Source organism: Rhodoferax sp. EU05-FHT12H12, assembly GCF_058791215.1.
The window spans coordinates 254,570-281,221 of the sequence record NZ_JBYTDI010000001.1 but is presented as its reverse complement, the minus strand read 5'-3'; the positions used below and the strand labels follow the sequence as shown (position 1 = coordinate 281,221).

The 26,652-nt window shown below is 63.0% G+C and carries 21 protein-coding genes; 10 read left to right on the top strand and 11 right to left on the bottom strand.

Annotated elements, in window-relative coordinates; all coding sequences use genetic code 11:
- Window positions 1-60: 60 nt before the first annotated feature.
- The 7 genes from AC3WS7_RS01280 to AC3WS7_RS01250 all read right to left on the bottom strand — a co-directional run bounded on the left by AC3WS7_RS01280 (window position 61) and on the right by AC3WS7_RS01250 (window position 12,179).
- Window positions 61-2,535: a glycogen/starch/alpha-glucan phosphorylase gene (locus tag AC3WS7_RS01280; protein ID WP_492655105.1), complete on the bottom strand. Its 2,475-nt coding sequence runs from the start codon at window positions 2,533-2,535 to the stop codon at window positions 61-63.
- A 27-nt stretch (window positions 2,536-2,562) separates the two neighbouring features.
- Window positions 2,563-4,035 carry a glycogen synthase GlgA gene (gene glgA / locus AC3WS7_RS01275; protein ID WP_492655551.1) on the bottom strand — a complete coding sequence of 491 codons (1,473 nt, stop codon included), beginning with the start codon at window positions 4,033-4,035 and terminating at the stop codon, window positions 2,563-2,565.
- 40 nt (window positions 4,036-4,075) lie between these two features.
- Window positions 4,076-5,380: a glucose-1-phosphate adenylyltransferase gene (glgC, locus tag AC3WS7_RS01270; protein ID WP_492655104.1), complete on the bottom strand. Its 1,305-nt coding sequence runs from the start codon at window positions 5,378-5,380 to the stop codon at window positions 4,076-4,078.
- A 61-nt stretch (window positions 5,381-5,441) separates the two neighbouring features.
- Entirely contained in the window at window positions 5,442-7,073 is a 1,632-nt protein-coding gene (locus tag AC3WS7_RS01265; protein ID WP_492655103.1) for an alpha-D-glucose phosphate-specific phosphoglucomutase, read from the bottom strand.
- A 20-nt stretch (window positions 7,074-7,093) separates the two neighbouring features.
- The gene (glgX, locus tag AC3WS7_RS01260) at window positions 7,094-9,181 is read right to left on the bottom strand and encodes a glycogen debranching protein GlgX (protein WP_492655102.1); all 2,088 of its coding nucleotides are present in this window, start codon (window positions 9,179-9,181) and stop codon (window positions 7,094-7,096) included.
- Between the two features lie 14 nt (window positions 9,182-9,195).
- A complete protein-coding gene (gene glgB, locus AC3WS7_RS01255) occupies window positions 9,196-11,385 on the bottom strand; it encodes a 1,4-alpha-glucan branching protein GlgB (RefSeq protein WP_492655101.1) in 2,190 nt (729 codons plus the stop codon).
- Between the two features lie 185 nt (window positions 11,386-11,570).
- The gene (locus tag AC3WS7_RS01250; protein ID WP_492655100.1) at window positions 11,571-12,179 is read right to left on the bottom strand and encodes a hypothetical protein; all 609 of its coding nucleotides are present in this window, start codon (window positions 12,177-12,179) and stop codon (window positions 11,571-11,573) included.
- A 173-nt stretch (window positions 12,180-12,352) separates the two neighbouring features.
- Between AC3WS7_RS01250 and yiaA the strand changes: the two genes are divergently transcribed.
- Entirely contained in the window at window positions 12,353-12,784 is a 432-nt protein-coding gene (yiaA, locus tag AC3WS7_RS01245) for an inner membrane protein YiaA (protein WP_296465702.1), read from the top strand.
- A gap of 20 nt (window positions 12,785-12,804) precedes the next feature.
- Here the strand turns inward: yiaA and AC3WS7_RS01240 are convergent, their stop codons facing one another.
- Entirely contained in the window at window positions 12,805-15,246 is a 2,442-nt protein-coding gene (locus AC3WS7_RS01240; RefSeq protein ID WP_492655099.1) for a YgiQ family radical SAM protein, read from the bottom strand.
- A gap of 269 nt (window positions 15,247-15,515) precedes the next feature.
- Between AC3WS7_RS01240 and AC3WS7_RS01235 the strand changes: the two genes are divergently transcribed.
- The 8 genes from AC3WS7_RS01235 (at window position 15,516) to AC3WS7_RS01200 (ending at window position 23,736) form a co-directional block, all read left to right on the top strand.
- The gene (locus AC3WS7_RS01235) at window positions 15,516-16,358 is read left to right on the top strand and encodes an ABC transporter substrate-binding protein (protein ID WP_296470661.1); all 843 of its coding nucleotides are present in this window, start codon (window positions 15,516-15,518) and stop codon (window positions 16,356-16,358) included.
- Window positions 16,359-16,425: 67 nt separating this feature from the next.
- Window positions 16,426-17,112: an ABC transporter permease gene (locus AC3WS7_RS01230; protein ID WP_296470664.1), complete on the top strand. Its 687-nt coding sequence runs from the start codon at window positions 16,426-16,428 to the stop codon at window positions 17,110-17,112.
- Window positions 17,109-17,822: an ABC transporter permease gene (locus tag AC3WS7_RS01225; RefSeq protein ID WP_296470668.1), complete on the top strand. Its 714-nt coding sequence runs from the start codon at window positions 17,109-17,111 to the stop codon at window positions 17,820-17,822. The genes AC3WS7_RS01230 and AC3WS7_RS01225 overlap by 4 nt, the downstream gene beginning before the upstream one ends.
- 6 nt (window positions 17,823-17,828) lie before the next feature.
- A complete protein-coding gene (locus tag AC3WS7_RS01220; protein WP_492655098.1) occupies window positions 17,829-18,959 on the top strand; it encodes a succinylglutamate desuccinylase/aspartoacylase family protein in 1,131 nt (376 codons plus the stop codon).
- A gap of 43 nt (window positions 18,960-19,002) precedes the next feature.
- Complete coding sequence (locus tag AC3WS7_RS01215) at window positions 19,003-19,779, top strand: ABC transporter ATP-binding protein (RefSeq protein WP_296470675.1); 777 nt, start codon at window positions 19,003-19,005, stop codon at window positions 19,777-19,779.
- An 18-nt stretch (window positions 19,780-19,797) separates the two neighbouring features.
- Window positions 19,798-21,843, top strand: coding sequence for a diguanylate cyclase domain-containing protein (locus AC3WS7_RS01210; protein ID WP_492655097.1), 2,046 nt, complete (start codon window positions 19,798-19,800; stop codon window positions 21,841-21,843).
- Window positions 21,844-21,849: 6 nt separating this feature from the next.
- On the top strand, window positions 21,850-22,791 hold the full coding sequence (gene yihG / locus AC3WS7_RS01205) for a 1-acylglycerol-3-phosphate O-acyltransferase, YihG family (protein WP_492655096.1): 942 nt from the start codon (window positions 21,850-21,852) through the stop codon (window positions 22,789-22,791).
- A gap of 27 nt (window positions 22,792-22,818) precedes the next feature.
- Window positions 22,819-23,736, top strand: coding sequence for a DMT family transporter (locus AC3WS7_RS01200; RefSeq protein ID WP_296470685.1), 918 nt, complete (start codon window positions 22,819-22,821; stop codon window positions 23,734-23,736).
- Window positions 23,737-23,790: 54 nt separating this feature from the next.
- On the opposite strand, the gene AC3WS7_RS01195 is transcribed toward AC3WS7_RS01200, so the two are convergent.
- From AC3WS7_RS01195 to AC3WS7_RS01185, 3 genes are read right to left on the bottom strand one after another with little or no spacing between them, the layout of a single operon-like run.
- Window positions 23,791-24,702 carry an OmpA family protein gene (locus tag AC3WS7_RS01195; protein WP_492655095.1) on the bottom strand — a complete coding sequence of 304 codons (912 nt, stop codon included), beginning with the start codon at window positions 24,700-24,702 and terminating at the stop codon, window positions 23,791-23,793.
- Between the two features lie 53 nt (window positions 24,703-24,755).
- A complete protein-coding gene (locus AC3WS7_RS01190; protein ID WP_492655094.1) occupies window positions 24,756-25,142 on the bottom strand; it encodes a DUF4398 domain-containing protein in 387 nt (128 codons plus the stop codon).
- 37 nt (window positions 25,143-25,179) lie between these two features.
- Window positions 25,180-26,058: a transglutaminase-like domain-containing protein gene (locus AC3WS7_RS01185; RefSeq protein ID WP_296470693.1), complete on the bottom strand. Its 879-nt coding sequence runs from the start codon at window positions 26,056-26,058 to the stop codon at window positions 25,180-25,182.
- Window positions 26,059-26,350: 292 nt separating this feature from the next.
- Between AC3WS7_RS01185 and AC3WS7_RS01180 the strand changes: the two genes are divergently transcribed.
- The gene (locus AC3WS7_RS01180) at window positions 26,351-26,629 is read left to right on the top strand and encodes a hypothetical protein (RefSeq protein WP_492655093.1); all 279 of its coding nucleotides are present in this window, start codon (window positions 26,351-26,353) and stop codon (window positions 26,627-26,629) included.
- Window positions 26,630-26,652 lie beyond the last annotated feature (23 nt).

Genomic DNA, 26,652 nt, shown 5'->3' with positions numbered 1-26,652 from the left:
TGCGCAATATCCACGCGGGCTTGAGGCCAATTTCATTAGAAACCAGCCTCTTCCGTCAGCCTAGCTGGTCAGCTCCAGCGGCGTGCTCTTCCAGATCTTGTCGGCGTACTCACCAATCGTGCGGTCGGCCGAGAACGGGCCCATGGCGGCCACGTTGCGCAGGGCCTTGATGGCCCAGGCTTCGCGGTTTTGGTAGGCCGCGTCCACCTGCTCTTGCGCGGCAATGTAGGCAGCGTAGTCGGCCAGCAAGAGGTAGTGGTCGCCCCAGTTCACCAGCAGGTCGTAAATGGCCTGGAAGCGGCCGGGCTCGTCGGGGCTGAAGACGCCGTCACGGATGGACTCCAGCACCGCGGTCAGCTCGGCATTGCCCTCGGCAATGGCACGCGGCTGGTAGCCGGCGGCGCGGGTGGCGGCCACCTGCGGCGTGGTCATGCCGAAGATGAAGATGTTGTCGGCACCCACGTTTTCCAGAATCTCGACGTTGGCACCGTCCAGCGTGCCGATGGTGAGCGCGCCATTCAGCGCGAACTTCATGTTGCCGGTGCCCGAAGCCTCGGTGCCCGCGGTGGAGATTTGCTCGGACAAATCGGCCGCGGGGATGATGCGCTCGGCCAGACTCACGCTGTAGTTGGGGATGAACACCACCTTGAGCAGATGGCCCACGCGCGGGTCATTGTTGACTACGCTGGCCACGTTGTTGATCAGGTGGATGATCTGCTTGGCCATGTGGTAGGCCGATGCGGCCTTGCCCGCAAACACCACCACGCGGGGCACCGTGACGCTGCCGGGGTTGTTGACGATGCGCAGGTAGCGCGTAACCACGTGCAGCACATTGAGCAGCTGGCGCTTGTATTCGTGAATGCGTTTGACTTGCACGTCGTACAGCGCATCGGTGGGAATGGTGAGGCCCATATTGGCCTGAACCCAGGCGGCCAGTCGCTCCTTGTTGGCGAGCTTGGCACCTTGAAAAGCCTCGATCACCTTGGGCTGGGTCAGCACCGCGTTCAGGCCGCCGAGCTGGGTGAGGTCACGGCGCCAGCCGGTGCCTACCTGCTTGTCCAGCACGGCAGACAAGGCTGGGTTGGCCTGCGCCAGCCAGCGGCGCGGGGTGATGCCATTGGTCTTGTTGTTGAAGCGCTCGGGCCAGAGCTTGGCAAAGTCCAGAAAAATGCTTTCCTTCATGAGCTCGGAGTGCAAGGCCGACACGCCGTTCACCGAGTGGCTGGTCACCACCGCCAGGTAGGCCATACGCACGCGGCGCTCGCCCCCCTCGTCCACCAGGCTGACCTTGCGCAGCAGTTCGGCACTGCCGCCGCGCTGCGAAATTTGCGCCAAAAACTGGGCGTTGATGTCGTAAATGATTTGCAGGTGGCGCGGCAGGATGCGGCCCATCATCTCCACCGGCCAGGTCTCCAGCGCCTCGTGCATGAGGGTGTGGTTGGTGTAGCTGAACACGCCTTGGCACAGGCGCCAGGCGTCGGCCCACGGCAGGTGGTGCTCGTCCAGCAACAGGCGCATCAGCTCAGGAATAGCCAGCACCGGGTGCGTGTCGTTGAGGTGGATGCTGACCTTGTTGGGCAGGTTCTCAAAGTTGTCGTGGGTGCGCAGGTAGCGGCGCAGCAAGTCTTGCACGCTGGCGCTGCAGAAAAAGTACTCCTGGTGCAGGCGCAGCTCACGGCCCGAAGGCGTGGAGTCGTCCGGGTACAGCACGCGCGACACGTTTTCGGAATGGTTTTTGGTCTCCACCGCCGCAAAGTAATTGCCGCGGTTGAAGGCGCCCAGGTCAATCTCCTGCGTGGCCTTGGCCGACCACAGGCGCAAGGTGTTGGTGGCCTTGGTGGCGTAGCCGGGGATGATGGTGTCATAGGCCATGGCCTGCACGTCGTGGCTGTCCACCCATTGGTAGGCGTCGCCCTCCTTCACCACATGGCCGCCGAACTGCACCCGGTAGGTCACCTCGGGACGCGGAAACTCCCAGGGGTTGCCGTGCGTCAGCCAGTAGTCGGGCACCTCCACCTGCCGGCCGTCCACAATGGTTTGCTTGAACATGCCGTAGTCGTAACGGATGCCGTAGCCGAAGCCGGGAATGTTCAGCGTGGCCATGGAATCGAGAAAACAGGCGGCCAAGCGGCCCAGGCCCCCGTTGCCCAGGGCGGCGTCGGGCTCCAGCTCGGTCACGGAATCGATGTCCACGCCAAACTCGGCCAGGGCCTGCTTCACGCGCTCGCGCAGGCCCACGGCCAGCATGGCGTTGCTGAAAGTGCGACCGATCAAAAACTCCATGCTGAGGTAGTACACACGCTTGGCGTCCTGGGCGTATTGGGCGCGGGTGGTGGTCATCCAGCGCTCCACCAGTTGGTCACGCACGGCGTAGGCTGCCGCATGCAGCCAGTCTTCGGGGCGGGCGGCTTCAGGGTCTTTGCCGACCACAAACATCAGCTTGTTGGCAATGGACCGTTTGAGCGATTCCAGGTCGCGCCCGGGGGCGTCAAATTCAAAATTGGAAGCGGTGGCAGTGGCTGTCGTTGGGGTCATGGTGTGGGCGTGTGGCGATAAGGGCCATCAGGCCTGGGCAATCAGGTTTTGGTACAGCGCGACATAGTGCTGGGCAGCACTGGCCCAGTCGAAGGCAAGCTTCATGCCCGTCTGGCGCACGCGGTTCCATTCGGCCTTGCGGTGGTACAGCGCAAAGGCGCGGCGCACCGCACGGCGGTATTGGGTTTCGTCCATGTCGTCGAAGACGAAACCGGTGGCGGTGCGGTCGTCCAGGGTTTCCAAGTCACTGTCGACCACGGTGTCTGCCAGACCGCCAACGCGGCGCACCAGCGGCAGGCTGCCGTACTTCAGGCCGTACATCTGGGTCAGGCCACAGGGCTCGAAGCGCGAGGGCACCAGCGTCACATCACTGCCCGCAAAAATGCGGTGGGCAAAGGCCTCGTCGTAGCCCAACTTGACCGCCACGCGGCCCGCATGGGCTTTGGCCTGGGCCACAAAAGCCTGTTCCAGCCCGGTCTCGCCACTGCCCAGCACCAGCAGCTGGCCACCGCGCGACACGATCTCGTCCACCGCGGCCAGCACCAGGGGCAGGCCTTTTTGCTCGGTCAGGCGGCTCACCACGGCAAACAGCGGCGCATCGGGCTCCAGCGCCAAGCCCATCTCGGCCTGTAGCGCCGCCTTGTTCTGCGCCTTGCCGGCCATGTGGCGGGCGTCATAGGCATGGGCAATCAGCGCATCGGTGGACGGGTTCCACACGCTGTCGTCCACAGCGTTCAGGATGCCGCTGAGGTGCTGGTGACGCGCGCGCAGCAGGCCGTCCAGCCCACAGCCCTGCTCTGGCCTCTGAATCTCTTGGGCATAGGTGGGGCTCACGGTGGTGATGTGGTTGGCGTAGAACAGCCCGGCTTTCATGAACGAAAGCTGGCCATGGAACTCCATGCCATGCACGTGGAAGGCACGCCCCGGCAGGCCCAGGTCACCAAAGTGTTCGGGGCCGAACACGCCCTGGTAGGCCAGGTTGTGCACGGTGTAAACCGAGGGCACACGCGGGCCCTGCCCTTCATTCCACAGCGCCAAGCTGGCGGGGGCCAGCGCGGCATGCCAGTCATGGCTGTGCACCAACTGGGGGCGCCACTGCCCATCCAGGCCATGTGCCACATGGGCAGCTGCCAGACCCAGTGCCGCAAAGCGCCGGTGGTTGTCGCCATAGGCCTGCTTGTTCGCATCTTCGTAGGGATTGCCGGGCCGGTCGTACAGGCCAGGCGCTATCAACACATAGGCACCTTGCGTGTGCCCCTCGCGGGCCAGCGCGGGCAAGGTGCCGTAGACCACCTCCACCCGCTCGCCCCAGGGCATGGCAAAGCTGCCCACAGACGCGCCCCCTTCCAGACCCGCGCAGATGGCTGGAAAGCCCGGCAGCATCACACGCACATCGCAGCCCGCCTCCTGCAGGGCGGCCGGCAGCGCACCGGCAATGTCGGCCAACCCCCCGGTTTTGAGCAGCGGAAAAATCTCGGCACTGACTTGCAGGATGCGCATGGAAGAAGGCATTTTTTGGCTTGAATACGGTAGTGAGGGATTACGGTGCTGGGAGGCGGTTCAGCATGTCTTTGGTGACCAGCACCACACCATTGTCGGTGCGCTCAAAACGCGCAGCGTCGGCCATCGGGTCTTCGCCAATCACCAGGCCTTCGGGCACCGTGCAACCACGGTCCACCACCACACGGCTCAGGCGGCAGCCGCGGCCAATCGTCACCTCGGGTAGCAACACGGCCTGGTCGATCACGCAGAAGGAGTGCACCCGCACGCTGCTGAACAGCACCGAGTTGCTGACGATGGAACCCGACACAATGCAGCCGCCCGACACCATGGTGTTGATGGCCTGGCCGTGCTTGCCCTCGGCGTCCTGCACAAACTTGGCCGGTGGCAGCTGGCGCTGGCTGGTCCAGATGGGCCAGTTGGTGTCGTAAATATCCAGCTCGGGGGTCACGGACGCCAAGTCCAGATTAGCCTCCCAGAATGCGTCGATGGTTCCCACATCGCGCCAGTAGGGCACGGCGTCGGGCGTGGACGATACGCAGGACATGGAGAAGGGGTGGGCAATCGCCCGGCCCTCGCGCACCACGCGCGGAATCACGTCCTTGCCAAAGTCATGGCTGGACTCTGGGTTGGCAATGTCGTCTTCGAGCAAGTCGTACAGGTACTTGGAATCGAAGATGTAAATACCCATGCTGGCCAATGACACAGCGTCATTGCCAGGCATGGGCGGTGGGTCGGCCGGCTTTTCCACAAATTCGGTGATCTTGCGCGTGCCATCCACCGCCATGACACCAAAGGCACTGGCTTCGGCGCGTGGCACTTCAATGCAGCCCACCGTGCAACCGGCGCCGCTGTCCACGTGGTCCTTGAGCATCAGCGAGTAGTCCATTTTGTAGACGTGGTCGCCAGCCAGCACCACCACGTACTCGGGCTTGCTGCTCTGGATGATGTCCAGGTTTTGGTAGATCGCATCGGCCGTGCCGCGGTACCAGTGCTCTTCGTCCACGCGCTGCTGCGCAGGCAGCAGGTCCACCATCTCGTTCAGCTCGGCGCGCAAGAAGCTCCAGCCGCGCTGCAGGTGGCGCAGCAGCGAGTGCGATTTGTACTGCGTGATCACGCCAATGCGGCGAATGCCCGAGTTCACGCAGTTGGACAGCGCAAAGTCGACGATGCGGAACTTGCCGCCAAAGTACACCGCGGGTTTGGCACGGCGGTCGGTCAGCTGCTTGAGGCGTGAACCGCGGCCTCCGGCCAGCACCAGCGCGATGGTGCGGCGTACCAGCATGTGGGGCTGCATATGGCGTTCTTGCTGCACAAGGCTGCGTGGGGTCTCTGTCGTGCTCATGCTTGTCTCCTGTTCATTTTTAGTGGTGTCGTTCTGCAAAAAAATCTCGAAATGGATGCTGTCAGGTCATCACCGTGGGCTGGTCCATGCCGGTAAAGGCGCGCACCTTGGCCACGGCCTCGGCCAGCGCTACCATCGGCTGCAAGGCCTCTTGCGCGGGCAGGTCCTGACGGGCAGGGTCGGGTTCATGGCGCTCCAGGTAGACGCGCAGGGTGGCCCCTTCGGTACCCGTGCCGGAGAGGCGGAACACCACGCGCGAACCGTCAGTCAGCACCACACGCACACCCTGCTTCTGGCTCACGCTGCCATCCACGGGGTCGGTGTAGGCAAAGTCGTCGGCCAACGCAATGGGCAAACCCGCCACCGTGGTGCCGCCCAGCGTGGGCAGGGACGCACGCAACTCGCGCATCAGAGCATCGGCTTTATCGGTGGGAATGGCCTCGTAGTCATGGCGCGAGTAGACACAGCGCCCATGCGCCTTCCACAGCGCGCGCACCAGTTGTTCCACCGTCTGGCCCGTGGTGGCCACCAGGTTGAGCCAGAACAGCACGGCCCACAGGCCGTCCTTCTCGCGCACATGGCTGGAACCCGTGCCGTAGCTTTCTTCACCACACAGGGTGACTTTGCCAGCGTCCATCAGGTTGCCAAAAAACTTCCAGCCCGTGGGCGTCTCGAAACACGGAATGCCCAGCACCTTGGCGACGCGGTCCACCGCGGTGCTGGTGGGCATGGAGCGCGCCACACCGGCCAGGCCAGCTTTGTAGCCCGGCACCCGTGTGGCATGCGCCGCCAACACGGCCAAGCTGTCGGACGGCGACACCACAAACTTGCGGCCCACCACCATGTTGCGGTCTGCATCGCCGTCACTCGCCGCGCCCATGTCGGGCGCATCGTCGGCAAACAGGTGGGCGATCAGGTCTTCGGCGTTCACGGGGTTGGGGTCAGGGTGCAGACCCCCAAAGTCTTCCAGCGGCTCGGCATTCACCACGGTGCCCGCGGGCGCCCCCAGCTCGCCTTCGAGCAGGGCCTTGGCGTAGGGCCCACCCACGGCGCACATGGCGTCGTAGCGCAAGCGGAAACCGCCAGCAAACAGGGTGCGAATGGCCGCAAAGTCAAACAGGCCACGCATCACTTCGGCGTAGTCAGTCACGGGGGCAATCACCACAATCTCGGTGCCTTCGAGCCGGCTGCTGCCCAGCGCGTCCAGTGCCACATCGGGCGTGTCGGTGGTGTGCAGTTGGCTGAGCTGCAGGGTGCGTGCGTAGACCGCGTCGGTCACCTTCTCCGGCGCAGGGCCACCATTGGCCACGTTGTACTTGATGCCAAAGTCTCCATCGGGCCCACCGGGGTTATGGCTGGCCGACAGCACAATGCCACCGCTGGCGCCGTGCTTGCGGATCACCGCGCTGACCGCAGGCGTGGACAGGATGCCGCCCTGCCCCACCAGCACGCGGGCATAACCCTTGGCCGCCGCCATGCGCAGAATGGTCTGGATGGCCACACGGTTGTGAAAGCGGCCGTCGCCCCCCACCACCAGGGTCTGGTCTGCCGCGTCGGGCAGCACATCGAACAGTGCTTGGACAAAATTCTCCAAATAGCGCGGCTGTTGGAATACGGTGACTTTTTTGCGCAAGCCAGAGGTACCGGGGCGCTGGCCGTCAAACGGCGTGGTGGGCAGAGTGAGGATGGGCATGGTCGGCTCGTTGAAAAAAACTAAAGGGGAGCAATACTGGCAAGCAGCAGGCTCTGGCCTGGCATCCACAGGCGCATGGTCAAAGTTTGGGGATGGATGTTGCCGCCATCGGTCTCCAGACGTTGCAGCCACTGGGTACCCGGCGGTGGCGCAGGCAACACAAATTCCAGCGTGTGCGGCCTGGGGTTGAGCAGCAACAGACAGCCCGGCGCAGGCTGCGCAGCCTGGGCACCAGAGCTGAGTTGCAGCATCAAGGCGTTGTCCTGTGGGTGATGCCAGTCTGTGTGCGCCAAGGTCTGGCCCTGCGGCCCCCACCACTGCGAGATGGGGCCACGCGCGCTGCCCATGGCGTCCATGCCGCGCCACCAGGCACCGCTTTGCAAGAGCGGCAACTCGGCACGCAGCGCAATCGCGTGCGCCACAAAGGCTGTGAGTGTGGTGTCGGCCTGCTCCCAGTGCAGCCAGGTGGTGGCGTTGTCCTGGCAATAGGCATTGTTGTTGCCGCCTTGGCTCTGCCCAAACTCGTCGCCCGCCAAGAGCATGGGCGTGCCCAGTGACCAGAGCAGGCTGGTCAGAAGTACCCGCTTTTGCCGAAGACGCCGTGCCAGCACATCCGGATCACCACTCGCACCCTCCACGCCGTTATTCACGCTCAGATTGTGGCCATGGCCATCGCGGTTGTTCTCGCCATTGGCCTCGTTGTGACGCTGGGCGTAGCTCACCAGGTCGGTCAGCGTGAAACCATCGTGTGCCGTGATGAGGTTCACACTGCTGTGTGGTGCGCGCCTGGCTGGCGCAAAAGACTCGGCCGAACCGGCCAGGCGCTGCGCCAGATCGGCACGCGTGGCATGGTGCTGCAGCCAGGCACTGCGTTGGGTGTCACGGAAGCGGTCGTTCCACTCCAGCCATCCCGGCGGAAAACTGCCCAACTGGTAACCCCCCGGCCCAATGTCCCAGGGCTCGGCCACCATGGTGCAATCGCGCAGCACCGGGTCTTGCGCCACTGCGAGCAAGAAAGGCGCCTGGATCTCAAAGCGGTTGTGCTGTTCGGCACCTGCACGCGCCAGCACTGGTGCCAAGTCGAAGCGGAAGCCGTCCACACCGAACTCGCGCACCCAACCGCGCAGGCTGTCCATCACCGTGCGCAGCACCAGCGGGTGGGTCAGGTTCACGCAGTTGCCGCAGCCCGTCCAGTTGGCATACAGCGCGGGATTGGCGGCATCCAGGTGGTAGTACATGGCGTTGTCAATGCCGCGCAGGCTCAGCGTGGGGCCCAACTCGTCGGTTTCGCCCGTGTGGTTGTAGACCACATCCAAAATCACTTCCAGCCCTGCTGCATGCAACGCATCCACCAGTGCACGTAATTCGCTGCGCGGGCTGGTGGCTGGGGTGCCGCTCCAATAGCGGTGTTCGGGCGCGTTCCAGGCAATCGGGCTGTAGCCCCAGTAGTTGGACAAGCCCATGCGCAACAGGCGCACCTCATCGGCCCGGTGGGCCACGGGCATCAGGCTCACCGTGGTGATGCCCAGCTTGCGCAAATGTGCGATGGCGGCCGGGTGCGCCAGGCCCGCGTAGGTGCCGCGCAAGGTTTCGGGTACTTCGGGGTGTAAGGCGGTAAAACCCTTGAGGTGCAGTTCGTAGAGCACCCGCTGAGCCGGGTCCACCCGTACCCGCGCCATTGGCGGCAGCAAGTCCTGTACCACGCGGGCCTTGAGGGCCGTGGCAAGGTTGTCGCGTGTATCACGCTGCCCGGGATTGCCGGGTACATGGCCGTTATGGATATCGTCACCGTCGTAGCACCCCACCACCTCGCGCGCTGCCGGGTCCAGCAACAGCTTGGCCGGATTGAAGCGGTGACCCTGCGCGGGGTCCCAGGGACCATGCACGCGCCAGCCGTACACCAGACCGACCTGGGCACCTGGCAGAAACCCATGCCAGAGGCCATCCACCGGGCCCTGCATGACCAGGCGCTGCACTTCCTGCGTGGCGCTGGCGTCAAACAGGCACAGCTCGACCGCCTGCGCATTCGGCGCGGCCAGGCAAAAGTTCACGCCCTGGTCGCACAGCTGCGCGCCCAAGGTGTGCGTTTGGCCGGGTTGCAAGGTCATGCCGACTGAATCCGCTAGATTGATGAGGGGGTTACGTGGGTGAGCACAAGGCATGCCAATGGCGGCAATGTCAGTACCACGGACTGTGCGCGGTGGTGGGCGGCCACCGCATCGGTGTTCAATTCGCCATTGCCCACACCGCTGCCACCGTACACCACGTTGTCGGTGTTGATGAGCTCGCGCCAGGTGCCGGCGCTTGGCATGCCAATGCGGTACCCATAACGTGGCAAAGGCGTGAAGTTGCACACCACCACGGCGCATTCACCACCCCTGCCATGGCGCACAAAGGCCACCACTGACTGGGCTGCATCTTCATGGGCAATCCAGTCAAACCCGCCACTTTGCACATCCTGCTGGTGCAACGCAGGGAAGGCCTTGTACACGCGGTTCAGGTCACGCACCAGGCGCTGCACGCCTTGGTGGGCAGGTTGCTGTTCCAGCGACCAGGACAACTCCGAGCCATCGGCCCATTCGGTGGGCTGGGCCAGTTCGCCGCCCATGAACAGCAGCTTCTTGCCCGGGTAGGTCCACATGAAACCGTAAAGCGCGCGCAGGTTGGCAAAGCGCTGCCACGCATCGCCCGGCATCTTGCCCAAGAGCGAGCCCTTGCCGTGCACCACTTCGTCGTGCGAGAGCGGCAGCACAAAGTTTTCGGTAAAGGCATACATCAGCCCGAAGGTGAGCTGGTTGTGGTGGTGGCGCCGGTGCACCGGGTCCAGTGATGCGTATTTCAGCGTGTCGTGCATCCAGCCCATATTCCACTTGTAGTGAAAACCCAGGCCACCGCTTTGCAGGTCCGGGCTGGGCGGGCGGCTCACGCCGGGGAACGCAGTGGACTCTTCGGCCAGCGTGATCGCGCCAGGCCGCTCGGTGCCGACGGTGTGGTTCATGCGGCGCAGGAATTCGATGGCCTCCAGGTTCTCGCGGCCGCCATGTTTGTTGGGGATCCACTGGCCTTCCTCGCGGCTGTAGTCGCGGTACAGCATGGAGGCCACGGCGTCCACGCGCAGGCCGTCGATGCCGTAGCGCTCCAGCCAGTAGAGCGCGTTGCCGACCAAAAAATTGCGCACCTCGGTACGGCCAAAGTTGTAGATCAGCGTGTTCCAGTCCTGGTGAAAACCTTCCTTGGGGTCGGCGTATTCGTACAGGTGGGTGCCGTCGAACTCGGCTAGGCCATGCGCGTCGCTCGGAAAGTGTGCGGGCACCCAATCCAGAATCACCCCCAGGCCGGCGGCATGCGCAGCATCGACAAAGAACTTGAAGTCTTCTGGCGAACCAAAACGTGAGGTGGGGGCAAACAAACCCAGCGGCTGGTAACCCCAAGAGCCGTCAAACGGGTGCTCGCTGACGGGCAATAACTCCAGGTGGGTGAAGCCCAACTCCTTGGCGTAAGGCACCAGGGTGTCGGCCAGCTCGCGGTAGCTAAGCCAGCGCCAGCCATCGGCCTTGCGCCAGGAACCCAGGTGCACTTCGTAGATGCTGATGGGCTTGTCAAACGCGTTGGCGGCGGCGCGGTCGGCGCGCATGGGCAGACGCGGCGGCAGCGGGTAGACCACGCTGGCGGTGTCAGGCCGCAGCTGGGCATGAAAGGCAAACGGATCGGCCTTGACAGCAATCTGGCCTTGCGCGCCCAGAATCTCGAACTTGTAGAGATCGCCCTGGGCGACGTCGGGGATGAAGATTTCCCACACGCCACACTCCCGCCGAAAGCGCATGGGGTGGCGCCGGCCATCCCACTGGTTAAACGCCCCCACCACCGAGACGCGGCGGGCGTTGGGCGCCCAGACCGCAAAGCTGACACCGGACACGCCGTTGATGCACACCAGGTGGGCCCCCAGGCATTCAAATGGACGCTGGTGCGTGCCTTCGGCCAACAGCCACAGGTCCAGGTCTTGCAGCACCAGGGGGAAGCTGTAGGGGTCTTCAATGACTTGCTCGGGGCCGTCGGCCCACTGCACGCGCAATCGGTAGGAAAACGCTTGGGACTCCGCCAGCACGGCACCAAACACATCGGTCCCCACAAGGCGCACCAGCGTAGCGCGCACCTGGCCCGTGACCTTGTCGATCAGCTCGACCTGCCCAGCCCCCGGCAGTAGCACGTGCACCGCCAAACCGTCGGGGCGGATATGCATGCCCAGCACGCTAAACGGATCGGTGTGCTCTGCCCGCATCAATGCGGATAGATCGTGGTCTTGAAGCGTCATGGTATGGGTGCGCCAACATCCGGGATGCCAGCGCGTGTCTCTTGTTGACGAACAGCTTAGTACATTATCAAGGGAATTTATTTAATCAAAACCCTTGGGCAAACCTTGCAGGCCAATTTGTAACCCGTTTTGTCGGGGGATAAGGACTTCATCACAAGAAGGTATGTGCAATTGCGGCGTGCGTATCAGCGCTCATGGACCTTGCGCACCAGTTTGCGCATGCGCTCATGCAGTGCCAACTGGGCCTCCTGGCAGCTGGCCGGTGTTTGTGGCTTGCCCTCCGCCCACACACGACCGGCCAACTTGGCGTCCTGACAGGCAGGGGGCAGCGGCGTGGCTTGTACCGAGGTGGCCAGGTCCTGCGACTCCTTGCGCAGGCGCTGCATGCGCTGCGCGTCCGATACATAGTTGCGCTCCAAATGCACCACTTCGAGGCGTTCCACGCCCTGCGCATCGCGCACCAGGCGGCAACGGCCGTAGTCACGCGGCAGGGCCAGGCGCAACAACAAACGTCCATTGGGTTTCAGCACCTGCCCGTCCACCAGCGTGAAGCTGCGCTTGTCCTGGTCAAACACAAAAATGGAATACAGGCCGGTTTGCGGGTTCTGCTCAGCCACATCCACATAGCCGTTGCGCAGAGACCGCACTTCTTCAGGCGACTGGTACTGCTCGTTCTTGGTGGCCGTGCAGCGCTCAGTCAGGCTCTCCAGCGTGCTGGCTTCGTACTGTTGCAGCGCCTGCTGGCTGTTATTGAACTGCACCGGTGGCTGCGCCAGCACCGCGCCATGGGCCAAAACAAAGACTGCAAATCGCGTGATTACCCTGATCATTTTTGTAATAAAGCCGTGCAATTTGTTGAGAGAATGGCGACGGCAATTTTTGCCTCCCATAACAATAGCTTAGCGCCTTCCGAGGCAGCGGCAGCCTCGGCTCTTTGTCCATTGCACCCAACTGTCACACCATCACCATGAAAACATCTATCCAGTTTCCACAATCCTCTTCGGGCGCTTACGTGGGCGCCACCTTCGCCTGCCTAGGCCTGGGCACTGCCGGCTTTCTGCTGGGTTTGTGGAATGCTGAAATGCAGCTGAACGAAAAAGGCTATTACTTCACCCTGCTGGCCTTTGGTTTGTTCGCCGCAGTCTCGCTACAGAAATGTGTGCGCGACAAGCTCGAAGGCATCCCGGTGTCCGGGGCTTACTACGGCATTTGCTACGGCGCGGTGGGCCTGTCGCTGCTCTTGCTGGCCACCGGACTGTGGAACGCCACCCTGCTGCTGTCAGAGAAAGGCTACTACGCCATGTCCTTTGTGCTGGCGCTGTATGCCGCCGTCACCGTGCAAAAGAATGTGCGCGACAAGAAGGGCCAGGGCGCCAACGAAAGCAGCGCACTGGAATAAGCAGATCACCTAGGCCGCGCTCAGCGCGGCTTACGGGCCAACCGTGCGGAGGGCTTGACGGCAGCGCCGGTCACGCGCGGTGGCAAGCCGGTGTGCTGGGTCAGCATGCGGCCTTTGACCGGCTTCGCAGGCATAGCGGCCTTGACCGGCGCAGCCGTCGAATTCTTCTTGCGTGCGCTCTGATAACCCCCATCACCCAGCGGCTGGAAGGTGGGAATCAGGTGGTGTTTGCCATTGCCCACCAAATCGGCTCGACCCATGGCCTTCAGTGCCTCGCGCAGCAGCGGCCAGTTGTTGGGGTCGTGGTAACGCAAGAAGGCTTTGTGCAAGCGACGGCGCTTCTCGCCACGCACAATGTCCACCGTCTCGTCATCGCTCTCAGCTGTACGGTGGATCTTGCGCAGCGGGTTGCGGCCGCTGTGGTACATGGCCGTAGCCGTGGCCATGGGGCTGGGGTAGAAGGTCTGCACCTGGTCGGCCCTGAAGCCATTCTTCTTCAGCCAGATGGCCAAGTTCATCATGTCTTCATCGCTGGTACCCGGGTGGGCCGCAATGAAATACGGGATGAGAAACTGCTTCTTGCCGGCTTCGGCGCTGAACTTCTCAAACAGGGTCTTGAATTTGTCGTAGGAGCCGATGCCGGGCTTCATCATCTTGGTGAGCGGGCCCTGCTCGGTGTGCTCGGGCGCAATCTTCAGGTAGCCACCCACGTGGTGCTGCACCAACTCTTTGACGTACTCCGGGCTCTTGACCGCCAGGTCGTAGCGCAGGCCGGAGCCGATCAGGATCTTCTTGATGCCCTTGAGCGCCCGCGCACGGCGGTAGATCTTGATCAGCGGGTCGTGGTTGGTGGTCAAGTTCTGGCAGATGCCGGGGTAGACGCAGCTGGGCTTGCGGCAGGCCGCCTCAATCTCGGGGCTGCGACAGCCCAGGCGGTACATATTGGCCGTGGGGCCGCCCAGGTCGGAAATGGTGCCGGTAAAGCCCTTCACCTTGTCACGGATGTCTTCCACTTCCTTGATGATGGATTCTTCCGAGCGACTCTGGATGATGCGGCCCTCATGCTCGGTGATCGAGCAGAAGGTGCAGCCGCCAAAGCAGCCGCGCATGATGTTGATCGAGAAGCGGATCATCTCCCACGCCGGGATCTTGGTAGCGTGGTCATGGCTGCCGTTTTCGTCGGCATAGCTGGGGTGCGGGCTGCGCGCGTACGGCAGGTCAAACACCATATCCATCTCGGCTGTGGTCAGCGGAATGGGGGGCGGGTTGATCCATACATCGCGCGCCGTGGTGCCCTCCCCGTGCGCCTGCACCAGTGCACGGGCGTTGCCGGGGTTGGTTTCCAGGTGCAGCACGCGGTTGGCGTGTGCATACAGAATGGGGTCGGAGCGCACCTGCTCATAGCTGGGCAGGCGGATCACCGAGCGCTCGCGCGGCGGCACCTTGACCTTGCCCTTGGTACTGGCCAGCGCCGGGTTGGCGAAGAAGGTCAGCGGTGCAATTGCGGCATTCACCTCGGGTTTTGAGCCTTTTTGGCCTGCAGCCCCCGTGGAATCTGCGCGAACAGCTCCTGAATTCATAGCACCACCAGCCTCTGCAGCTTGGGCGACGGCCTTGGCCTCGTCCTCCTTGGCGCAGGTGGCGCCGTTCTCGGCGGCCTGCTCACTGGTCGTCATGTAGGGGTTGACGTGGGCCTCCACACGGCCCGGCTCATCGACCGAGGTCGAGGTGATCTCAAACCATCCCTTGCCGGTTTCATCGTCCGGGCGGCGCACAAAGGCCGTGCCGCGCACATCAGTGATCTGCTCGACCGGCTCTTTGGTGGCCAGGCGGTGGGCAATTTCGACAATCGCACGCTCGGCGTTACCGTACAGCAGCAGGTCGCACTTGGCGTCCACCACGATGCTGCGGCGCACCTTGTCGCTCCAGTAGTCGTAGTGGGCAATGCGGCGCAGCGAGCCCTCGATGCCCCCCAGGATGATGGGGGTGTCTTTGAACGCCTCACGGCAGCGCTGGCTATAAACGATGGCCGCGCGGTCGGGGCGCTTGCCGCCCACATCGCCCGGCGTGTAGGCGTCATCGCTGCGAATCTTGCGGTCCGCGGTGTAGCGGTTAATCATGGAATCCATGTTGCCCGCGGTCACACCCCAAAACAGGTTGGGCTTGCCCAGGGCCTTGAAGGCCTCGGCGCTGGTCCAGTCGGGCTGGGCAATGATGCCAACCCGAAAACCTTGCGCCTCCAGCATGCGGCCGATCACCGCCATGCCAAAACTGGGGTGGTCCACATAGGCATCGCCCGTCACCAGCACGATGTCGCAGCTGTCCCAGCCCAGCTTCTCCATTTCGGCACGGCTCATGGGCAGCACGGGGGCCGTGCCAAAACGGGCCGCCCAGTACTTGCGGTAGCTGGACAGCGGCTTGGCAGCGCGCGCGAAAAAGGAGACGTCGACTGGGGCGTTCATGGGGAATCCGGGGGTAACCCTAGAGTGTAAGGTTTTGCGCTTGCACGCACACGGCCAAGGGACAAGCGGCTTGCCAAGCCCAAAGCGCAATCGGAACTTTGCAAGCGGATCGCCAGCCGAAAGCGCCAAATACCCACATTTCCACGGTAAAAACCCCAATGCACTGGTGTGGGGCGGCATCAATTTTGCTGTAGTTAGCCCGTAGAATGATTTTTCTTACATTTTCAAACCGCCGGAGTACCACCTCCGGTATTTCAAAGGAACTATCCATGAAGAAACTCCTGCTGGCACTGGCAGTGACCTCGGTTTTGGCCGCCTGTGGCAAAAAAGAAGAAGCCGCTCCCGCAGCACCTGCTGCCCCCGCATCGGCTCCCGCTGCTGCCGCACCGGCCCCCGAAGTGGGCCCCCTCAAAGTCGCCATCGACCCGACTTACGAGCCCTTCACCTTCAAGTCCGCCGACGGCCAGCCCACTGGCTTTGACGTGGACATTGCCAACGCCCTGTGCGAACAAATCAAGCGCAAGTGCGAGTTCGTGGAGCAAGTTTGGGACAGCATGATCCCCGGCCTGAACGCCAAGAAGTACGACGTCATCATCTCCTCCATGTCCGCTACGGACGAGCGCAAGAAGGAAATCGACTTCACTGACAAGTACTACCAAACCCCCAGCCGCATCGTGCTGAAGAAGGGCACCAAGTTCACAGACTTGGCATCCTTGAAGGGCAAAAAAATTGGTGTTCTGAAGGGCTCTACCCAAGAAAAATACGCCATGGACACCCTGAAGCCCGTCGGCGTAGTAGTGAACTCCTACGAAGCCCAAGACCAGGTCTACCTGGACATCAAGTCCGGCCGTCTGGACGGTACCGTGGCAGACTTCTTGGAGGTGACTGGTGGCTTCCTGTCCAAGCCTGAAGGAGCCAAGTACGAGTTCGTCGGCCCCGTGCTGAGCGATGTCAAGTATTTCGCTGGTGCTGCAGTTGCGCTGCGCCAAGGTGAAGACAAGCTCAAGGCTGAGTTGAACGAAGCCATCAAGACCATCCGCTCCAACGGCACCTACAAGACCCTGAACGATAAGTACTTTGCCAAGTACAGCATCGACGTTTACGGCGAGTAATCTTGTAACAGCTCAACGCAACGGGGCGCATGTTTGCGCCCCGTTGCGTTAATTGCCTTAGTCCCCCATGAATGCTTATTACGTCGCCATCCTGCAAGGCTCAGTCCTGACAGTCGGCGTATCGCTTTGCGCGCTGCTGGTTGCCATCGTTTTGGGCCTGCTGGGCGCTGCCGCCAAACTCTCGGGACGCCCGGTGCTGGCGTCGATTGCTGCGGTCTACACCACCGTCATCCGCGGCGTGCCAGACCTGGTGGTCATGTTGCTGGTGTTTTACGGTGGCACCATTGGCCTGAACCACCTGCTGGAACTGGCTGGCAGCAAAGCCACCATTGACATCAATCCCTTTGCCGCGGGTGTGCTCACCATCGGTTTCATCTACGGCGCCTACATGACGGAAACCTTCCGCGGCGCCATCCTCTCCATCCCCAAAGGCCAGATGGAGGCTGCCCTGGCGTTCGGCATGGGCCCGGTGCAAGCCTTTTTGCGCATCACCACCCCACAGATGGTGCGTTACGCCCTGCCCGGCTTTACCAACAACTGGCTGGTGTTGATCAAATCCACCGCGCTGGTCAGCCTGATTGGCTTAAAGGAAATGACCTACCTCTCCAAGCAGGCCAGTGCCGCTACACGCTCACCGTTTGCTTTTTTCCTGTTCACTGCAGCCCTCTTTTTGATCTACACCACCATCTCGCTGTACGCACTGCGCAAACTCAATGCGCGCTACAGCCTGGGCGCCAAGCGGGGTGAGCTATGAAATGGCATGTGATTTTTGAGCCCCAAAATCTGGAGCTCTATGCCACTGGCATCCTGACCACGCTGGGGCTGCTGTTCTCGTCACTGGGCATTGGCGCCGTGCTCGCGCTGGTATTCGCCTTGCTGCTGACTGGCCCCTGGGCACCGTTGCGCTGGATCGTCGGGGCCTACACCTATGTGATCCGCGGCACACCGCTGCTGATTCAGGTTTACCTGATTTACTACGGCCTGGGCCAACTGGAGTGGATCCAGGCGCGCTGGGACGATGTTTGGCCCTGGACCCATTTCAAGGAGCCGTTTTTCTGCGCACTGCTGGCTTTCAGCCTCAACACGGCAGGCTACACGGCCGAAATGCTGGCTGGCGCCATCCGCGAGACCTCGGCCGGTGAAATCGAGTCGGCCCAGGCCTTTGGCATGAGCCGCTTTCAGGTCATGCGCCATGTCGTGCTGCCCAGTGCGCTGCGCCGCACCCTGCCGGCCTACAGCAACGAGGTGGTCATGATGCTGCAAAGCACCAGTCTCGCCAGCGCCGTGCCCAGCATGCTGGACGTGACTGCCGCAGCCAGCCGCGTCTACTCGGACTACTACCTGCCGTTTGAGGCCTACATTGCCGCCGCCGCCATTTACTTGGTGGCCTCGTTCTGCCTGATCGGCATCTTCCGCCTGGCAGAAAAACAATTCCTGGCCTACCTCGCGCCCCGCAAGCACTGAACCGCCATGCAACGCATCGACCACCCCCTGCTCTCCAACAGCCTGGGCAGCCACCGCAGCCTCAGCAGCTTTCACTACGGCACGCCCGGCCATGGCCCCAAGGTCTATATCCAGGCCAGCCTGCACGCCGAAGAACTGCCCGGCATGCTGGTGGCCCACCACTTGCGCGCCCTGCTGGATGCCGCCGATGCTGAAAGCCAGATCCGGGGCGAAATCATCCTGGTTCCTGTGGCTAACCCGATTGGTCTGGCCCAGCGCGTGGACCAAAAACCCATGGGCCGCTTTGAGCTGGCCAGCAGCGAAAACTTCAACCGCCACTACCCGGACCTGGCCAAGGCGGTGCTGCCCACCATCAAAACCCAGATGGGCCCGGACGCTGCCGCCAACGTGGCCACGGTACGCCGCGCCATGGGCGACTACCTGCGCCAATGGCAGCCCGACACCGAGCTGCAAAGCCTGCGCCGCACCCTGCTGACGCTGGCCCACGATGCCGACTATGTGCTGGACCTGCACTGCGACTGCGAAGGCGTGCTGCACTTCTACACCGAGGAACCCTGCTGGCCCCAGCTGGCGCCCCTGGCCCACCTGCTCAAAGCCCGCGCGGTGCTGCTGGCCAAGAATTCGGGCAGCGGTCCGTTTGACGAATGCCTTTCCGGTGCCTGGTGGCAGCTGGCCGAGGCGCTGCAGGCGGCGGGCATTGCCGCCCCCCTGCCGCAAGGCTGCAACAGCACCACCGTAGAGCTGCGCGGCGAAGCCGACGTCACCCACGCCTTGGCGCAAGAAGACACGCAGGCGGTGTGGACCTTCTTGCAGCACATCCAGGCCCTGGCCTGTGCCCAGCCACCAGCCATCCCGGCAGCGCTGTGCGCAGCCACGCCTCTGGCGGGGTCTGAAACCCTGCACACCCCGGTACCCGGCGTGGTGGTCTACACCGCCGACGTTGGCCAGACCCTGCGTGTGGGCGATGTGGTGGCCGAAGTGATTGACCCGATCGCCAACCGTGTCCACCGCGTGGTGGCGGGCGTAGACGGTGTTTTCTACGCCCGGGTCCGTGACCGCTACGCCCTGTCCGGCGCCGAAATCGGCAAGATTGCCGGTGCCACCCCTTTCCGAACCGGCGAACTGCTGGGCGCCTGAGCCCGCACAGCCCCCTCCCCTTACGTGCCCGACTGTCCGCACCATGACTACCAAGCCCCTCAAACTCCAGGTCGACAACATCCACAAGCGCTTTGGCAGCAACGAAGTGCTCAAAGGCGTTTCGCTCTCGGCCCACGCGGGTGATGTGATCAGCATCATCGGCAGCTCCGGCTCCGGCAAGAGCACCTTTCTGCGCTGCATCAACATGCTGGAGAAACCCCACCAGGGCCGTATCCAGGTGGCGGGCGAAGAGCTCAAGCTGGTAGCCGCCCCCAATGGCGAACTGTCCGCCCAAGACCCCAAACAGCTGCAACGCCTGCGCACCAAACTGGCCATGGTGTTCCAGCACTTCAACCTCTGGGCCCACATGACGGTGCTGCAAAACATCATCGAAGTGCCAGTACATGTGCTGGGCATTCCCAAGGACCAGGCGGTAGAGACCGCACGCAAATACCTCACCAAGGTGGGCCTCTCCGGCGTGGAAGACCGCTACCCCGCCCACATGAGTGGCGGCCAGCAGCAGCGCGTGGCGATTGCACGCGCGCTGGCCGTGGAGCCCGAGGTGATGCTGTTTGACGAACCCACCAGCGCACTGGACCCAGAACTGGTGTCCGAAGTGCTCAAGGTCATGAAGAACCTGGCTTTGGAGGGGCGCACCATGGTGGTGGTAACCCACGAAATGGGCTTTGCCCGCGAGGTGGCCAACCATCTGGTGTTTCTGCACAAGGGGCTGGTGGAAGAAGAAGGGCGCCCTGCCGACGTGCTGGCAAACCCCAAAAGTGAACGCTTGGCCCAGTTTTTGTCTGGCAGCCTGAAGTAATCCCCAGGGCCACCGCCCATGCCCACCCGCGCAACGTCCAGCCTGTTTGAGCAGTTGCCCATTGGGGCCTACCGCACCAGCTTGGACGGGCAGCTGCTGCAGGTCAACACTGCGTTCCTGCGGATCCATGGCTACCAAAGCCAGGCGGAAATGAAGGCCGACCCGGCGGCCCACCGCAACCCCTACGTGCAGCCGCAGCGGCGCGTACGATTTGCCGAGCTGATGCGCGAGCATGGACAGGTCACCGACTTTGTGTCTGAGATGGTGCGCCTCAAAACAGGCCAGACCATGTGGGTGCGCGAGCATGCCCATGCAGTGCGCGACGAGCAAGGCAAGCTGCAGTTCTACGAAGGCACGGTGGAAGACATCACGCCCGAGCGCGCCTCACGTGCGGCCTTGCGCAAAAGCGAGGCCCTGTTACGCAACCTGCTGCAAACCATTCCCTACCAAGTGTGGCTCAAGGACATTGACGGTGTTTACCTGACCTGCAACGAGGCCTTTGCCGCGACCCTGGGCGTGCCGCCTGAAGACATCGTTGGCACGCGCGATGCACATTGGCTGGAAGACCGCGTTGTCGAGATTTTCTCCATGTCGGACCGCTGGGCCATCCAGGCCGGCAAGGCCGTGACCTTTGAGGAAAACACCCCCACCCTGGTCAACCCGCATGGTGATCTGTTCGAGGTCACCAAAACCCCCATGCGCGACGCCGACGGCAACATCATTGGGGTGCTGGGGGTGGCACGCAACATCCAGGAGCGCAAGGTGGCCGAAGCCCTGCTGCGCGACACCACCGAGCAGTTGGAGCTGGCCATCATGGGTGCCGATCTGGGCCGCTGGGACCATGATCTGACCAGCGAACGCGGCTACTACCTGGACGAGCGCGCCTGCCAGATGCTGGGGCGCGACCCGCAAGAGAGCGAACTGGCTCGCGCCTGGGGGCACCTGGTGCACCCCGACGACCTGGCCTCCGCCATGCAGGCCATGCGCGCCCACCTCACGGGTGTATCTCCGGCCTACCAAGCCGAGTACCGTGCGCGCCACACCGATGGTCGCTGGATGTGGCTCAGCAGCCGCGGCAAAGTGGTGCAGTTCAGCAAAGAGGGCGCGCCCCAGCGCATGGTGGGCACGCTGATGGACATTTCGGGGCGCAAGCAGGCCGAGGCGCAACTGCACGCCACCCAGGCTGAGCTGGAGGCCACCCTCAAGGCCCTGCCCGACCTGTTGTTTGAGTTCAGCACCGAAGGCCACTACCGTGCCGTGCACAGCCAGAACACCGACCTGCTGGACCGCCCGCCGCAAGTGCTGCTGGGCCGCTTGATCACCGAAGTGCTGCCCAAAGATGCAGCCGACACCTTCGTGGCGGCACTGCACGAGGCACGGGCCACGGGGCGCTCCCACGGCAAACAATACAGCCTGGAACTACCGACGGGCAAGCTGTGGTTTGAGCTGTCGGTGGTGCGCAAACCCACCGTGCCGGGGGAAGAGGAGCGCCTGATTGCGATCGCACGCGACATCACCGAACGCAAGACTGCCGAAGAGGCGATTCGCCACCTGGCCTTCCACGACACCCTGACCGGCCTGCCCAACCGCCGCCTGCTGACCGACCGCCTGCAACAGGCCATGGGCACCAGCCATCGCAAGGGCGAACACGGCGCGCTGATGTTCCTGGACCTGGACCAGTTCAAGCAACTGAATGACTCCTATGGCCACGATGTGGGCGACCTGCTGCTTCAAGAGGTGGCACGACGCCTGCAGCAAAGTATTCGCGCGGTGGACACCGTGGCCCGCCTGGGTGGTGATGAATTTGTGGTGCTGATCCAGGACCTGAGCGCCGACGTTGAGGAAGCCCGCCTGCACGCCACCACGGTGGGCCACAAAATTCTGGCCAGCCTGAATGAGCCCTATGTGCTCAAACAGACCCAGCACACCACCACCCCCAGCATCGGCATTACACTGTTCAAAGGCGAAAACGCTGCCCCCAGTGAGCTCCTGAAACAAGCCGACACCGCCATGTACCGAGCCAAGGCCAATGGCAGAAACACGCTGTGTTTCTTTAACCCCTAAACACCCATGCTGAACTTCCTGCCTGCGCCCTTGCTGGGGGCCCTTGCATTTGCCCTGCTGCTGCTCAACATCCTGTTCTGGGTGCCGTTGCTGTTTGTCTTTGCCGCCATCAAGCTGGTGCTGCCATTCAAGGCCGTGCGCCTGCGCCTTGATCCGGTGGTGTTGTCCATCGCGGAGGGCTGGATTAGCTGCAACAGCGCCTGGATGCGGCTGACCCAGCGTACCGAGTGGGATGTGCAAGGGGTTGAAGGCCTGGACCCGCACAGCTGGTACATGGTCAGCAGCAATCACCAGTCGTGGGTGGACATCTTTGCGCTGCAGCACTTGCTGAACCGGCGCATTCCGCTGCTCAAGTTTTTCCTCAAACAGCAGCTCATCTGGGTCCCCATCATGGGGCTGGCCTGGTGGGCGCTCGAATTCCCGTTCATGCGCCGCCACGGCGAGGCCTACCTCAAGAAGCACCCTGAGATGCGTGGCAAAGACCAGGAAACTACACGCAAGGCCTGCGAAAAGTTCTCCTTGATTCCCACCAGCGTGATGAACTTTCTGGAAGGCACCCGTTTCACCGCGGCCAAACATGCTAAACAACAATCGCCCTACCAGTACCTGCTCAAGCCCAAGGCTGGCGGCTTGGCGCTAGCCCTGCAGGCCATGGGCGACAAGTTCCAGTCGATTCTCGACGTGACGATTTATTACCCCGAAGGGGTGCCCACTTTCTGGGGCTTTTTGTGCGGCAAGGTGCACCGCGTGGTGGTGCGCATCCACCCCATTCCGGTTCCACAGGCTTTGCTGGGCGGCGACTACGGGCAAGACCCCGAGTTCCGCGCCGCCTTTTCGGCCTGGGTGGCAGAACTCTGGCGTGCCAAAGATGCCCAACTGGCCGAATTGCACCGGGGGACGGCCCCCACCTCTGCTTCTGACGCGCCCTCCACATCCGTTCGCGGCTAAGCCGCGCACCCACCCTCGCCCTCTGTTGTGTCTTTTTTTACCCGTCCACGTACTGTTTTTTTTCTCGCGGGCCTGTGCTGCCTGCTCTGGGGCAGTGCCTACCCCGCCATCAAACAGGGCTACGCCCTGCTGGAGATCGGGCGCAACGACATTGCGGCACAAATGCTGTTCGCCGGGTACCGCTTTGTCGGCGCCGGGTTGCTGTTGATGGTGTTCGCCAAACTTTCGGGCAAATCGCTCGCACTGCACCGCGCCCAAACCGGGCAGATAGCACTGCTGGGGGTTTTGCAAACCACGCTGCAGTACATCTTTTTCTACATCGGCCTGGCCCACACCACAGGGGTCAAGGCGTCCATCCTCAACGCATCGGGTGTGTTCTTCAGTGTGCTCTTGGCGCATTTTGTCTACCACAACGACACCCTCACCTGGCGCAAGCTCTTGGGTTGCGCGCTGGGCTTTGCCGGGGTGCTGGCAGTGAATATTGGCGGGCTGCTGGGGGGTGCTGCCACTGACGGCGAGTTCACTCTCTTGGGTGAAGGCTTCATTGTGCTGGCGGCGCTGGTGCTGTCGTCCGCCTCACTGTATGGCAAACGCCTCTCCCAGGGCATGGATTCGGTGGTCATGACCGGCTACCAACTTGGCATTGGCGGCGTGGTACTGGTGCTGATTGGCTGGATCGCAGGCGGTCACATTGCGTCGTTCACGCTGGCGCCCAGCCTGCTGCTGGTCTACATGGCGCTGTTGTCAGCCGTCGCCTTTGCGCTGTGGGGGGTGCTGCTCAAGTACAACCGGGTCAGCACCGTGGCGGTTTACAGTTTTTTGATCCCCGTGTTTGGCGCCTGCCTGTCGGCACTCTTCCTGGGGGAATCGCTGCTGGAGTGGAAATACTTGGTGGCCTTGCTGTTGGTCAGCGTGGGCATCTGGTGGGTTACACAAGAAAAGTAGCCACTGCGCCCGTGAATGCTGCGCCAGCAGCTACTAAATTCATAGCAACCTAACTCAGCGCTGCTGGGTCTTTCCGGTTTCGTCCGACAGGACAATCTCCACCCGGCGGTTCAGCTGGCGGTTGGCCGCCGTGTCATTGGCCGCTACCGGGTACGACTCCCCGTAGCCGCGCACGCTGATGCGCTCGCTACCAATCCCCATCTGCAACAGTGCCTCGCGCACCGTCATGCCGCGGCGCTCCGAGAGCTGCTGGTTATAGGCGTCTGCGCCCGTACTGTCGGTGAAGCCTTCTACCAGCACATTGCGGCTGGGGTTTTGCTGCAGCACGTCGGCCAGCTTTTGTGCGCTGCGCGTGCCGCCCGCGGTCAGGCTGGCCTTGTCGCTGCCAAACAGCACATCGCCCAGGGTGATCACCATGCCACGCTCGGTTTTCCTAGCAGACAGGTCGGCCAGCTGGCTTTCCAGCAGCGCGGCGCGGGTGTTGGCGTCGGTCGTGGCCTGGCGGGCTGCATCGGCCGCACGCTGGGCATCGGCGGCTTGGCGCTGTGACGCATCGGCACTGGCCTGCGCCTGCTGCGCGTTGGCATTGGCCTGGTTGGCCTCGTTGGTACGTTGGGTCAATTGCATCTGGTCGCGCTCCCGGGCAGCGCGGGCCACATCGGCCTGCGCAGTTTTTTGTTTCACCACCTCTTGGGTGAGGGCAATTTTTTGCTGGGCCACATAGGCCAGCTGGTCCACCTTGTCGGGGCTGGCGCTCTGTACGGCGGCAATATTGGCCTGCTGCATGGCATCGCTGGCCAGCTTCATCTCCAGCGCGGCATAGTTGCTCACGTCGGGGTTGCTTTGGGCTTGGGCGTAGTCGTTGCGGGCGCTTTCCAGCAGGGTGGTGCTGGTCGGGGCAGAGGCGCACGCACCTAGCAGCACGGCAATGGCCAGTGCGGCGGGGGTCAGGTAGAGGTTTGTCATGGGGTGTTCCTAAAGCGGGTGCAAAAAGTTGTTGGGTGGTGTGAAGCAGCGCGTTACTTGACCGCGTTGGCGCGGTCCAGCTCTTCGCGCAGCACGCGGATGTCGTCTTGCAGCGCATCGGCGACCGCCTGCGCCTTGGCCGACTTGGCTTTGCTCTGGGCCAACTTGGCGTCGGCTTGGGCCTGGGTGGCCAGTTCGGTGGCGGCCTTGTAGTCGCGGGCAGCCATGGCCTTGTTGGCCAGGCTCAGCTTCTCGCGGGCAGCGGCCATCTCCACCGGGGCGAACTGCAGGCCGTCGGCACCGGCAGCGTTGTCCAGCGCCTCTTTGGATACGGCCACGTTGGCGGTGGCATCGGTTTGCGTGCGAGTGGCACAGCCCGCACTGGCCAGAACGGCCAGGGTGCAGGCCAGCAACAGGCGGGGCATGGGGATTTTCTTCATCTTCTTCTCTCCGGTGAACCAGGGACCGGTGGTCCCTTCATTGGTAACTTGCAAGGCCGTCGGTCGACAAGGCGTGGGATACGTGCTGCGGCACCACCAGCACGCCCTGGGCGTTGGGGATGGCCTGGATCTGCATGACCGGGGCTGTGCCCTGCACGCCCCCAAACATGGTGGCAAACGCGGCGTCAGCCGCATCGCGCCCGGTGGCAAAACGCACAAAGCCCATGGGGATGGCGGTGCCCGAAGGGTCGAACAGGTACCAGCGGTTGCCCACAAAGGCCTCCACGTAGGCGTGAAAGTCCGTCGGGCCCAGTGCCGGGTCGGCACCGTAGTCAATGCCAGTGGCAAAACGTGCCGGGATGTTGACCCCACGGCACAGCGCAATCATCAGGTGGGCAAAGTCACGGCACACGCCCACTTCATCCACCAGGGTGTCCAGCGCCGTGGTGTTGCCGTTGGAGGTGTTGGAGCGAAACACCACCCGCTGGGTCACCCAGTTGCTGATGGCCTGCACCCGGGTGTAGCCCTGCGGCAGGTGGCCAAACTCTTTCACCGCCAGACGGTGCAGGCGGTCGGACTCGCAGTAGCGGCTGGGGTAGATGTAGGGCAGCACGGGGCCAGGCAGCTGGGCCACCGTCATCTCGGGCACCTCCAGCGGCGGGGCCACATGGTGGTCCAGGTCCACCACGGCCTCGTAGCGCACGGTCAGCGGGCCCGCCAGGGCCTTGAGGCGCAGGTAGCGGTTGTGCGTCACCGTGTCGGTGTACATCTTGGGCACCACCTGCTGGCTGGTGGTGAGCAACTCGTTGACGACTGTCTGGTGCGCCGTTTGCGCGGCATGGATGTTGAAGATGAAGTCACACCCGGGCGCAGTGATGTTGTAGTTCAACACGATAGAAAAACTCAGTCGCAGCATGGTGGTTCCAGTGGGTCGCAAGAGGCCGTTGCCATACGGAGGGGCATGTGCAACGGGAGTGTGGTTCGAGCATGGGGCTGCCCCACCGTGCCGCGAAGCGGCGCAGGCCGCTACTTGCCGTAGTCGCTGTCCTACGCCCGCCCCCGGTGTCAGCGCCCTCCTACGCCGCCCTGGCGTACGGGCCGACGCGCCCACGGCCCGCTGGCCGATTCCGGCAGCGCACACGCTTGCACACAATGAATTCAGGCCCCGCTCAATCGCGGCTTTATCCATTCACCGCAAGGAATCCCACATGAAAACCGAAGCCATCACTACCCCCATCAACAACGCCGCCAACCAGATCGCCCCCCTGCTGGACCGCGCCACGGACCAAGCCAGCGCACTGGCCCAGCGCGGCCTGCATGCCGTGCAAGACAGCGCCCTGCAACTGCGCGAGAAAGCCGCCAACACCGGCGACGTGACCGTGCGCTACATCCAGAACGAACCTGTCAAGGCGGTGCTGATTGCAGCGGCCACCGGCGCAGCGCTGATGGGTCTGGTCAGCCTGCTGGGCCGTTCACGCTCCCATTAACCCAAGCCCCCTGCAGGACCACC

What these genes read in the sequence shown, in the direction of transcription:
- AC3WS7_RS01280 (WP_492655105.1), bottom strand. Translation starts at nt 2,535, where the DNA reads ATGACCCCAACGACAGCCACTGCCACCGCTTCCAATTTTGAATTTGAC.
- glgA (WP_492655551.1), bottom strand. Translation starts at nt 4,035, where the DNA reads ATGCGCATCCTGCAAGTCAGTGCCGAGATTTTTCCGCTGCTCAAAACC.
- glgC (WP_492655104.1), bottom strand. Translation starts at nt 5,380, where the DNA reads ATGAGCACGACAGAGACCCCACGCAGCCTTGTGCAGCAAGAACGCCAT.
- AC3WS7_RS01265 (WP_492655103.1), bottom strand. Translation starts at nt 7,073, where the DNA reads ATGCCCATCCTCACTCTGCCCACCACGCCGTTTGACGGCCAGCGCCCC.
- glgX (WP_492655102.1), bottom strand. Translation starts at nt 9,181, where the DNA reads ATGACCTTGCAACCCGGCCAAACGCACACCTTGGGCGCGCAGCTGTGC.
- glgB (WP_492655101.1), bottom strand. Translation starts at nt 11,385, where the DNA reads ATGACGCTTCAAGACCACGATCTATCCGCATTGATGCGGGCAGAGCAC.
- yiaA (WP_296465702.1), top strand. Translation starts at nt 12,353, where the DNA reads ATGAAAACATCTATCCAGTTTCCACAATCCTCTTCGGGCGCTTACGTG.
- AC3WS7_RS01240 (WP_492655099.1), bottom strand. Translation starts at nt 15,246, where the DNA reads ATGAACGCCCCAGTCGACGTCTCCTTTTTCGCGCGCGCTGCCAAGCCG.
- AC3WS7_RS01235 (WP_296470661.1), top strand. Translation starts at nt 15,516, where the DNA reads ATGAAGAAACTCCTGCTGGCACTGGCAGTGACCTCGGTTTTGGCCGCC.
- AC3WS7_RS01230 (WP_296470664.1), top strand. Translation starts at nt 16,426, where the DNA reads ATGAATGCTTATTACGTCGCCATCCTGCAAGGCTCAGTCCTGACAGTC.
- AC3WS7_RS01225 (WP_296470668.1), top strand. Translation starts at nt 17,109, where the DNA reads ATGAAATGGCATGTGATTTTTGAGCCCCAAAATCTGGAGCTCTATGCC.
- AC3WS7_RS01220 (WP_492655098.1), top strand. Translation starts at nt 17,829, where the DNA reads ATGCAACGCATCGACCACCCCCTGCTCTCCAACAGCCTGGGCAGCCAC.
- AC3WS7_RS01215 (WP_296470675.1), top strand. Translation starts at nt 19,003, where the DNA reads ATGACTACCAAGCCCCTCAAACTCCAGGTCGACAACATCCACAAGCGC.
- AC3WS7_RS01210 (WP_492655097.1), top strand. Translation starts at nt 19,798, where the DNA reads ATGCCCACCCGCGCAACGTCCAGCCTGTTTGAGCAGTTGCCCATTGGG.
- yihG (WP_492655096.1), top strand. Translation starts at nt 21,850, where the DNA reads ATGCTGAACTTCCTGCCTGCGCCCTTGCTGGGGGCCCTTGCATTTGCC.
- AC3WS7_RS01195 (WP_492655095.1), bottom strand. Translation starts at nt 24,702, where the DNA reads ATGACAAACCTCTACCTGACCCCCGCCGCACTGGCCATTGCCGTGCTG.
- AC3WS7_RS01190 (WP_492655094.1), bottom strand. Translation starts at nt 25,142, where the DNA reads ATGAAGAAAATCCCCATGCCCCGCCTGTTGCTGGCCTGCACCCTGGCC.
- AC3WS7_RS01185 (WP_296470693.1), bottom strand. Translation starts at nt 26,058, where the DNA reads ATGCTGCGACTGAGTTTTTCTATCGTGTTGAACTACAACATCACTGCG.
- AC3WS7_RS01180 (WP_492655093.1), top strand. Translation starts at nt 26,351, where the DNA reads ATGAAAACCGAAGCCATCACTACCCCCATCAACAACGCCGCCAACCAG.